Genomic DNA, 9,925 nt, shown 5'->3' with positions numbered 1-9,925 from the left:
CTTTCATGTTCAGGACACAAGACCAGCGACAACGTGACCGAGGTTGAGACCGTCGAGCCGTCTGAGGCGGTGCGTTCGAAGTCTGTGGACGATCGGCTGATTGATGAGCTGGTGGGTCGGGCTCAGGCCGAGGGCCTTCAGCTGACCGGCGAGGGCGGGCTGCTGCAGCAGCTGACCAAGCGGCTCCTGGAGTCCGCCCTCGAGGGCGAGATCACCGACCACCTCGGCTATGACAAGCACGACCCCGCCGGAAAGAACGGCGGGAACAGCCGCAACGGAACCCGCGCCAAGACCGTGCTGACCGATGTCGGCCCGGTCGAGATAGCCGTGCCCCGCGACCGCGAGGGTTCCTTCGAGCCGAAGATCGTCAAGAAGCGGCAGAAGCGTCTGTCCGGCGTGGACGAGATGGTCATCTCGCTCTCCGCGAAGGGCCTGACCACCGGTGAGGTCCAGGCCCACCTGGCCGAGGTCTATGGCGCCGAAGTCTCCCGCCAGACGATCTCCACTATCACCGACAAGGTCCTCGAGGGCATGGCCGAATGGCAGAACCGGCCCCTCGACGCCGTCTACCCGGTGGTCTTCATCGACGCGATCCACGTGAAGATCCGCGACGGCGCGGTGGCGAACCGGCCCGTCTACGTGGCCCTGGCCGTCACGGCCGAGGGCCGGCGGGACATCCTCGGGCTGTGGGCCGGCGACGGCGGCGAGGCGCCAAGCACTGGATGCACATCCTCACCGAGATCAAGAACCGCGGCGTGAACGACGTCCTGATGCTGGTCTGCGACGGGCTCAAGGGGCTGCCCGACGCGGTCGAGACGGTCTGGCCGAGGACGGTCGTGCAGACTTGCGTGGTCCACCTGCTGCGGAACTCCTTCCGCTATGCGGCCCGCCAGGACTGGGACAAGATCGCGAAGGTCCTCAAGCCCGTCTACACCGCGGCGACAGAAGAGGCCGCACTCGAGAGGTTCGCCGAGTTCGCCGACGCGTGGGGCAAGAAGTATCCGGCGATCGTGCGGCTCTGGGAGAACGCGTGGGAGGAGTTCACTCCCTTCCTCCGCTTCGACACCGAGATCCGCCGCATCGTCTGCACCACCAACGCGATCGAGTCCGTCAACGCCAGGATCCGGCGGGCGGTCAAGGCCCGCGGCCACTTCCCGAACGAGCAGGCCGCCCTGAAGTGCGTCTACATGGCGATCATGTCGCTCGACCCCACCGGCAAGGGCCAGGCCCGCTGGACCATGCGCTGGAAGACAGCCTTGAACGCCTTCGACATCACCTTCGACGGCCGACTCTCCGCAGCCCGTCAGTAACCCTCAACAACCCGAGATACACCGTTCGTTTGACAGACCCACCGTAGACTGCGCCCGGCATCGTCACACTCGGGGGAAGCGATGGAGTTCCGACTGCTCGGACCGGTCGAAGTGGTCCGTGAGGGAAAGTCCTTGGCGTTGGGCGGGCCGAAGCCGCGGACCCTGCTCGCCGCCCTGATGCTGGCACGAGGGCGTGTCGTGTCCGTGGACCGCCTCGTCGACCAGGTGTGGAGCGAGGAGCCGCCGTCCACCGCGCGGGCGCTCGTCCAGACGTACGTCTCCTCGCTGCGCCGCGCGCTGAGAGTGAACGGGCTCCTGGAGACCCGCCCTCCGGGCTACGCCCTCCACGTACCCGCCGATCGTCTGGACATCGCGCTGTTCGAGGAACGCGCCGGGCAGGGCCGGGGCGCGCTCGCGTCCGGAGACCCGGTACGCGCCGCCGGTCTGCTCCGCGAGGCGCTGAGCCTGTGGCGCGGCACCGCGCTGGACGGGACGGGCGGGGCGCTGCGGGGCGAGGCGCAGCACCTGGCCGAGTTGCGGCTGACCGCCCTGGAAGCACGGACCGCCGCCGACCTGGCCCTCGGACGGGCAGGCGACCTCGTCGGCGAACTCTCTTCGCTGGTTGCCGAGGCGCCCCTGCGGGAGCGGTTCCGGGCTCAGCTCATCAGTGCCCTCTACCGGACCGGCCGGCAGTCTGAGGCCCTCGAGGTCTATCACGAGGGGCGTCGGCTACTCGCCGACGAGCTGGGGGTCGACCCCGGCCCGGAACTACGGCGCCTGTACGAGCTGATCGTGCGCGGCGAGCCCGATACCGCGGACCCCCGCACCGTGTCGCCACCACCGGAGTCCGCACCGGCAGGGGTTCCCCAACCGGCTCCGGCCCTACCGGCTCCAGCCCAACTGCCCCCGGCCGTTCGTGGTTTCGTGGGCCGGGATCGGGAGCTTGCCGCACTTGTCGGAGGGCTGAGCGCCGCCGAACCCGTGTGGCTGGTGTCCGGCAGCGGCGGAGTGGGGAAGTCCGCACTCGCGGTCCACGCCGCACACCGGCTGGCCCGCGCCTACCCGGACGGCCAGATGTACGTGGACCTGCGCGGGACCCTGGGGCCGTCCGTCCCGCCCGGTGAGGCCATCGGCGGTTTCCTGCGCGCCCTCGGCACGCCGGATGCCGCGATACCCGAGGGGCTCGAGGCCCGGACCGCCCGACTGCGCAGCGAGCTGGGCGGCCGGCAAATGCTGCTCGTGCTGGACGACGCGGTGGACGAGGCCCAGATCAGACCGCTGCTGCCCGGAAACCCCGACTGCGGAGTGGTGATCACCAGCAGGAACCGGCTGGCGGGACTCGTCGGACCGAACCGGATCGAGCTCGGTGTGCTCTCCGATTCCGCCGCCGTGGAACTACTGGCGCGCACCGCCGGTACGGACCGGGTCGCCGAGGAGCCGGGCGCCGCTGCCGAGGTGGTCCGGCTGTGCGGGAACCTGCCGCTGGCCGTCCGCATCGCCGGGGCCCGGCTCGCCACCCGCAGCCACTGGGGGCTCGCGGCCCTGGTGGACCGGCTGGCCGACGAACGACGACGCCTGGACGAACTGCGGGCCGGTGACCTTGAGGTCCGCTCCTGCTTCCACCTCAGCTTTCGCGCCCTCGACCCCGAAGCCCGTACGGCCTTCGCCCGCCTGGGCCTCCTCGGCGTGCCGGACTTCGCCGGATGGGTGCTCGCCCTCCTGCTGGACGTACCGGAACGGGTCGCCGAGGAGGTCTGCGAACGCCTCGTGGACTCCCAACTCCTGGAACCTTTCGGACATTACGCCGACGCAACCGCTCACAGCGCCCTCCAGCACACGGGCACCGGCTACGGCACCCCGGTGCAGCCACCCCGCTACCGGCTCCACGACCTCCTGCGCCTCTACGCCTCTGAACAGGCCGAGGGGACCCAGACGATGCCAGAACGATCCGCCGCCATGAGCCGTGTACTCGACGGGTGGCTGGCGCTCGTCGGGCGTGCCGCGGCCGCCCAGCCCTCGGGAGCCGTACCTCCCCCGACCACCCGTACGGTGTTCCCGATCGCGTTCCAGCAGGCGGCCGCCGCGGCGACCGCCAACCCGCTGGCCTGGTTCGCGGTGGAGGAACGGGCGCTGGTGGCCGCAGTGGAACAGGCCGCGGCACTCGGACTGGACACGGCCGCCTGCCAACTGGCCACCGCGCTCGCCGCCTCCGCGTACGCCGTCGGCAACCGCTTCGAGCAGTGGGACCGTGTGCACGCCACGGCCCTTGCCGCTGCCCGCCAGGCGGGAAACCACGCGGCGGAAGCCGGCGTCCTGACGGGCCTTGGGCAACTCCGTTACGAGGAGGACCGGTACACCGACGCCGAGCGGCATTTCCGCCACGCCCTGCCTCTCCTCGAATCCGCCGGCGACACCCGCGGCGTGGCCGCGGTGCTGTCCGGTCTCGGTTCCGTGAACAGGGAACGCGCACGGTTCGCCGTCGCACGCGATCAACTGACCCGGGCCCTGCACACGTTCAAGGATCTCGGTGACCACGCGGGAATCGGGCACACGGCCCGCCTGGCGGCTTCCGTCTACCTGGAGGAGGGGGCTTACCCCGCGGCCCACGGACTGCTCGCCGAGTCCCTCGCGGCCTACCGGCGGATCGGCAGCGTACGAGGGGAGGCGCTTGCCCTGCGCACGCGCGGCCTGGTGTACCGGGCCGCCGGGGACTACCGCACGGCCTCCGACCTCTGCGCCGAGGCCGGCATCATGTTCCGCCGGCTCGACGACCGGCTCATGGCCGCATATGCCGACCAGGCGCTGGTCAAGGCGCGCATTCGGCTCGGCGAGACCCGGAGCGCCGGGGGCATCCTGGCAGCGGCCCTGCGGGAATGCGTCGACCACCGCGACCCGCTCGGCGAGGGGCTGGTGCTGCGCACGCTCGGCGAACTGGCTCTGGCCGAAGGCGACTTCATTGCGGCCGAACGGCACCTCATGGCGGCCTTCCGGATCTGGGAGGGTCTGGACCTGCCGCTCTTCTGCGCCCGCGCCCGGCGAGACCTGGCCGACGTACACGAGGCCACCGGCGACCACGCTGCGGCGGCTCGGTGCCGCGAACAAGCTCTGCTGGTATTCGCCGAGTTCGGCGCGCGTGAGTACGCAGAGCTGTCCGCACGAACCGCTGCCCGCGCCCCCCGCTCTTCCTGAGTTCTTGCAGTGGTTTTACAGCGCCCCACGAGAGTCTCTCCACCAGCGCCCGAAGCGCCCTGCCCGATGGAGGAGTAGCTCGTGAAACCACCCCTGCTGAACCGCCTGTTCACCATAGTCCTCGGCATGCTGGCCTTGCTCGCCACGGCACTGACGGCGGCCCCGGCCGCCCAAGCGGCCACCACCGGGGACATCGCCCGCGTCGCCAACCAGGAGGCGAATCAGCCGCACAGCTGCTCGTACTACGGAGACTGCCCCGGCGGAGGCTGGTGCGCGGTGTTCGCCACCTGGGTCTGGCGGCAGGCCGGCGTGACCGATCTGGGCGGCCTCGGCATCAGCGCGAAGGACTTCTACCAGTACGGCGTGCGGCACAACACCGTCGACCAGACACCGAACGTCGGTGACGCGGTCGTCTACAACCTCAACAGCGACGGCACCTACGCGGACCACGTCAACGTCGTCGTCGCCGTCTCGGGCGACACGGTCACCACGGTTGGCGGCAACGAGAGCAACACCGTTCAGCGGACCAGCTGGAACTGGCGCCAAGGGACCAACGCGGGAGGACAGCACGCGAGCGCGTACATCGCCCCCGTGGGTCTGGGCGCCGGTCTGCACGAGGTGAGCGGCCTGTCCTCGGGCTGGCAGGACGGGACCGTGACCGGGGCTTCGATGTCTGCGGTCAGCGCGATGATGTCCAACGGATACCGCATCGTGTACTCGATCCAGAACGGCCAGCTCCATGAGCGCAGCGCCGCCACCGGCTGGGGTGACGGGTACATTCCCACCGGCGGGGACATCAGCGCGGTCAGCGCGATGGAACACAACGGCGTCCGGCTGGTGTACGTCATCCGCGACGGCCGTCTGTACGAACTGGACGGCGGCAACGGCTGGGCCATGGGCCTCATACCCACTACCGCGCCCGTCACGGCGGTCTCGGCGATCAGCCTCAACGGCGTCCGGCTCGTGTACGTCGTCGAGAACGGAGTCGTCCACGAGGTGAACGGCGGCGCGGGCTGGTCGGACTCCCCGCTGCCCTCGACCAGCCAGGTGACCGCGGTGTCGGCGGTGAACCGCAGCGGCACCCGGATGCTCTACACCGTCCAGAACGGGAGAGTGTACGAGGTCAACGGGGGAGCGGGCTGGTCCAACTCCCAGGTGTCGGCCACGACGGTCAGCACCGTCTCGGCGGTGATCCACAACGGCGTCCGGCTGATCTACGCCGTCGACTCCCAGGGCCGCCTCCGCGAGTTCGACGGCGGCAACGGCTGGGCCGAAGGCACGGTCATGTCCCAGACCGTCGACCCGGGTTCCATCTCCGCAATCAGCGACAACGGCCTCCGCCGGGTCTACACCCTCCAGTAGCCGGGCTCGCGCCCCACCGCCGAGCGGCACCCACTCCGGGGGTGCCGCTCCCCGCGCGATGGTCCCGCCGCAGTGCGGGCCACTCCGCGACGTGGGCACTGACCAGCGTGCCCAGGAGCAGGTGGCTGGCCGGGTAGACACGGTCGGCGCACTCCACGGCCAGGTTGACGTTGAGGAAGTCGAAGGACCCGAGGGAGGGCGGTGACAGCAGGAACGAACCCTGGTGTGCCTGGGCCGCCCGCAGGGCCTGTCCCAGGTAGGGCCAGATCTCCTTGCCCGCGTTGATGTTGAACATCAGCCGGTAGGCGAGCGTGTAGCCGGTGGCCGGGCGTCCGCTGGCGGTGATCACGGGGTCGGCGTCCAGCGACCGCTTGAGCTGCTCGAAGGCCTGCCGCGGCCAGCCTTCGCCGAATCCGCAAGCGGTGGCATTCTGCGCGCACCAGTCCAGGAACCGCCCGACCGCCGTGTCCAGAGCGACGAACTGCCCCGCGTCGTAGGCGTACGGCACGTCGGCGTAGCGACGCGGATCGTAGGCCCCGTCCAGGACCATGGCGCGGACCCGCCGGGGGAACTGCGTGGCATAGACGGTGCCGATGTAACTGCCGAAAGAACGGCCGTAGAAGGAGAGCGTCTCCTCGTCGAGGGCCTGGCGGAGCAGGTCGATGTTCTTGGTGTTCGACGCGGTGCCGATGAACGGCACCAGGTCTCCGGCGCGTTCCTAACAGGCGGTGGCGAAGTCGAGACCCTGCCGGACGGCGTCTTGCAGAGCTCCAGGCCCGGGCACGCCCCGCGCGGCATCGACGGCGGCGGAGTACTCCTTGTCGTTCCAGCACTCCACCTGTCCGCTGCGCGCCACACCGCGCATGTCGTACCCCACGACGTCGAAGGCGTCGCGGAGGGAGGCGGGGAGCGCGTCGTGGCTGTTACGGGCGAAGTCCACGCCGGAGTTGCCCGGTCCGCCGGGGTGCAGCACCAGGACACCGGTGCGGTGGGCCTGGTCGGCCGCGAGCCGCCGGGTGACCGCGAGCGGGATCGTACGCTCGGTGGGCTGACGGTAATCCAGAGGTACTCGGGCGGTCGCGCACTCGAACCCGTCCCCCGGGCCGACGGCGTCCGCTCGCTCGCAGGGCCCCCAGGACAGGACGGGAACCGGTGGCGCGGCGAGGGTCGTCGCCGTGGCGGCCCCGGGCGCTCCCCCGAGGAGCGCGGTGACCGCGATCAGGACGAGGGATACCCCCCACACCACTCGCTTGCCGGCGTCCTCAGCTAAACGGGTCTGCACGCGGCGATCCTCCGTCATCGGTGTCGCGGAACGGGCGACAACGTAGCCGCCGGTCGCCGCCCGTGTCGGGCGACGCATCTCCTCGGCCTCGCCGGGCCGGTGTTGGTGACAGTCGACGGCGTTTTCGAGGTCGATGAGTTGCCCTGGTCTCGAAGACGACAGGGCTCGGCCGGGGAGCTGCCGCAAAGTCCAGCCGTTGCCGTCCGGGTCACTGAACGCCGTGTAGGAGACGATCGGCCCTTCGGTCCGGTTCAGGGACCGGGGCCGGGCCGCAGCGCTGCCGCATCTGCGCAGGAGTGGGTACAGGGGTTCAGCATGCGGTCCTCGCCGGCCCCGCGATTGCCGTCAAGGACGGCTCAGCCTTCACCGCGTACCGGGAGACCCTCCACGCCTACCTGAGGGGCGCGGATCCCGAGTCGGCGATGGAGCGGGCGCTGCGGGAGGCCGAGAAGGCCAAGGGCTGGGGCTTCTTCCCCCCCGCCCGCGGTCCTCTTGTCGCAGCTCGTGGAAGGCGACGAGGAGAGCTTCAACTTGGCCCTGGCCGACGCCCTTGAAGCCCACCGCGACTACTACGGTGCGGCGGGCGAGTCTGCGGAGGGCCAGGTTGCGTTACCTCCAGAGAGCGAAAAATGCCCACCGAAGCGGCGTCGGGCTGGGATCGTGGTGTGCGCCATCAGGTGTCGACGAACTGGGACACGTCTTGATCATTTTGGACACGTGCATCCTCGGCAGCTGCGGGCTGGGCAGCAGCACCGCCGATCTTCTTCGGATGATGCGCGAGTTGGAGGTTGAGAGGATCGCGGTTCCTTGGGCCGTGATGGAAGAAGTGACGGCTCAACAGGTGGTGAAGTACCGGCAGCAGCGGGGGGCGGCCGAGAAGGCCCACAAGGCGCTCGCAGAGGTTGCCGGCTGGGAGGTTCCCCCACAGCTTGAGGCGTTCGATCCCGAAGCTGTCAGAAAGCACTGGCGCGAGGAATACGGTTCGATCGTCGAGGTCATCGCCACGAGTCAGAGCACTCTGCGCGAAGCCTTGAGGAGGGAGGCCAACATCCTCCCGCCCTGCAAGAGCGTCACGGCAGGGAAAGAAACGGTGAAGATCGGCGGACGGGACGCCGCTATCTGGTTGTCGGCGGTCGAATACGCGCGAGAACACCCCGATGAGACCGTCTACTTCGTCAGCTCCAACACGAAGGACTTCGGTCACGGCAACGCATATGAATACCCCATGGACGAGGATCTCGCGGGCCTAGAAGCAATACCAGTGACTTAAGGATCTTGACTGGTAGGCTGCCTGTTCAGGAGGTGCCTGGATGCCACGCCCTGGACAGGTCAAGCCGGAAACGGACGAGCGGTTGTCTGATCGGATCGCGATTGGACTGCTGACGCGTACGTTCCCGCCGGATCTCGTGGACCAGATCGTGGAAGAATCCGGGAAATCCGGGCAGCGCAGCCGGTTGCTGCCTCCGCGAGTGGTCGTCTACTTCGTGCTGGCGATGTGCCTGTTCTCCGGTCAGGGTTATGAGGAGGTCGCGCGGCTGCTGACCGAGGGCCTCGCGTGGGCGCGGCGCTGGTCGGGGTCGTGGCAGGTGCCGACGCCTGGTGCGATCTCCCGGGCCCGGGTCAGGCTCGGACCGGAGCCGCTCAAGGCGCTGTTCGAGCAGACCGCTGGGCCTGTGGCGACCGAGTCAACTGCCGGTGCCTGGTACGGGCGTTGGCGTCTGGTCGCGGTCGATGGGACCACGTTCGATGTGCCGGACAGCGAGGAGAACGACGCGCGGTTCGGCCGTCCCAAGACCCATCGGGGCGAGCGGTCCGCGTTCCCGCAGGTACGGGTGGTGGCGCTGGCCGAGTGCGGCACGCACGCGATCACCCACGCCGCTCTGGGGCCGTTCACCACCGCCGAGTCCGTGATCGCGCGGGAGCTGTTCGATGCCCTTGGGCCCCGTGACCTGCTGATGGCCGACCGGGGCTTCGCCGGCCTGGAACAGTGGCGGGCGGCATCGGCCGGCGGTGCCGACCTGCTGTGGCGCATCAAGTCCAACGCCGTCCTGCCCGTGCGGCGCGAGCTTCCCGACGGCTCCTACCTGTCCGACATCGCCGCCGCGGGCGACCGCAAGCGCGCCGACGCGACCGCCGTGCGCGTCATCGAGTACACCCTGGACGACCCCGGCCGCCCGCAGCACACCGTCCCGTACCGGCTGATCACCACCATCCTCGACCACGAGGCAGCACCCGCAACAGAGTTGGCGGCCCTCTACAACGAGCGATGGGAGATCGAGACCACGCTGGACGAGCTGAAGACCCACCAGCGCGGCCCCGCCCAGGTCCTGCGCTCCCGTTCGCCCGACGGCGTCGAGCAGGAGGTCTGGGGCCACCTGCTCGTCCACCATGCGATCCGCCAGCTCATGCACACCGCCGCCGAAGGCGCCGGCACCGATACCGACCGGCTCTCCTTCACCCGCACCCTCCGCCTCGCCCGACGTCAAGTCACCGCGCAGGCGGCCTTTTCCCCCTGACCGCCTGGTGGCAGCCCTCACAGACGGGTTGCGCGAGATAGCCCGCCACCTGCTGCCCCTACGCCGCCGGCGCTCAAACGCCCGCGTCGTCAAACGCAAGATGTCCAACTTCGGCGTCAGACGAGCCGAGCACCGGCTCTGGCCGCAGCCCACACTCGATCCAGCCGATGCCGTAGCCATCGCCCCGCACCACAAAACGGCCCCGATCAACCCACCAGCGAAGGTCCCACGCGTCTGGGATCCTTAAGTGCGTTGTGGCAAACCGG

The 9,925-nt window shown here is 69.7% G+C and carries 7 protein-coding genes and 2 pseudogenes; 6 read left to right on the top strand and 3 right to left on the bottom strand.

The features are described from left to right. Positions 1–69 precede the first annotated feature (69 nt). The 3 genes and pseudogenes from J7I97_RS20190 to J7I97_RS20180 all read left to right on the top strand — a co-directional run bounded on the left by J7I97_RS20190 (position 70) and on the right by J7I97_RS20180 (position 5,861). Positions 70–1,310, top strand: a pseudogene (locus J7I97_RS20190) (IS256 family transposase). Positions 1,311–1,391: 81 nt separating this feature from the next. Beyond that, positions 1,392–4,499 (top strand): BTAD domain-containing putative transcriptional regulator, encoded by a 3,108-nt coding sequence (locus J7I97_RS20185; protein WP_214936847.1) that lies wholly within the window; start codon positions 1,392–1,394, stop codon positions 4,497–4,499. A gap of 81 nt (positions 4,500–4,580) precedes the next feature. Beyond that, positions 4,581–5,861: a CHAP domain-containing protein gene (locus tag J7I97_RS20180; protein WP_308363578.1), complete on the top strand. Its 1,281-nt coding sequence runs from the start codon at positions 4,581–4,583 to the stop codon at positions 5,859–5,861. Here J7I97_RS20180 and J7I97_RS40355 read toward each other — a convergent pair. Both J7I97_RS40355 and J7I97_RS40350 read right to left on the bottom strand, forming a co-directional pair. Beyond that, complete coding sequence (locus J7I97_RS40355) at positions 5,821–6,561, bottom strand: alpha/beta fold hydrolase (RefSeq protein ID WP_374195499.1); 741 nt, start codon at positions 6,559–6,561, stop codon at positions 5,821–5,823. The two genes, J7I97_RS20180 and J7I97_RS40355, sit on opposite strands and share 41 nt — an antisense overlap. An 18-nt stretch (positions 6,562–6,579) precedes the next feature. After that, the gene (locus J7I97_RS40350) at positions 6,580–7,143 is read right to left on the bottom strand and encodes a hypothetical protein (protein ID WP_374195498.1); all 564 of its coding nucleotides are present in this window, start codon (positions 7,141–7,143) and stop codon (positions 6,580–6,582) included. A gap of 504 nt (positions 7,144–7,647) precedes the next feature. Here J7I97_RS40350 and J7I97_RS39940 point away from each other — a divergent pair. The 3 genes and pseudogenes from J7I97_RS39940 to J7I97_RS20165 all read left to right on the top strand — a co-directional run. Further along, a pseudogene (locus J7I97_RS39940) lies at positions 7,648–7,695 on the top strand (hypothetical protein); the annotation flags it as partial. Between the two features lie 52 nt (positions 7,696–7,747). Then, positions 7,748–8,413 carry a PIN domain-containing protein gene (locus J7I97_RS38625; RefSeq protein ID WP_251049623.1) on the top strand — a complete coding sequence of 222 codons (666 nt, stop codon included), beginning with the start codon at positions 7,748–7,750 and terminating at the stop codon, positions 8,411–8,413. A gap of 40 nt (positions 8,414–8,453) precedes the next feature. Then, positions 8,454–9,659, top strand: a complete 1,206-nt coding sequence (locus tag J7I97_RS20165; protein ID WP_214936845.1) for an IS4 family transposase — start codon at positions 8,454–8,456, stop codon at positions 9,657–9,659. A gap of 73 nt (positions 9,660–9,732) precedes the next feature. Here the strand turns inward: J7I97_RS20165 and J7I97_RS20160 are convergent. After that, positions 9,733–9,925, bottom strand: a 193-nt coding sequence (locus J7I97_RS20160) for a hypothetical protein (protein ID WP_214936844.1), incomplete at its 5' end; no start/stop codon positions are given.

It is taken from the genome of Streptomyces sp. ISL-87 (genome assembly GCF_018614095.1).
Lineage (GTDB): Bacteria > Actinomycetota > Actinomycetes > Streptomycetales > Streptomycetaceae > Streptomyces.
Note: the sequence above shows the minus strand (reverse complement) of the source record. Positions and strands in the feature narration are given on the sequence as shown.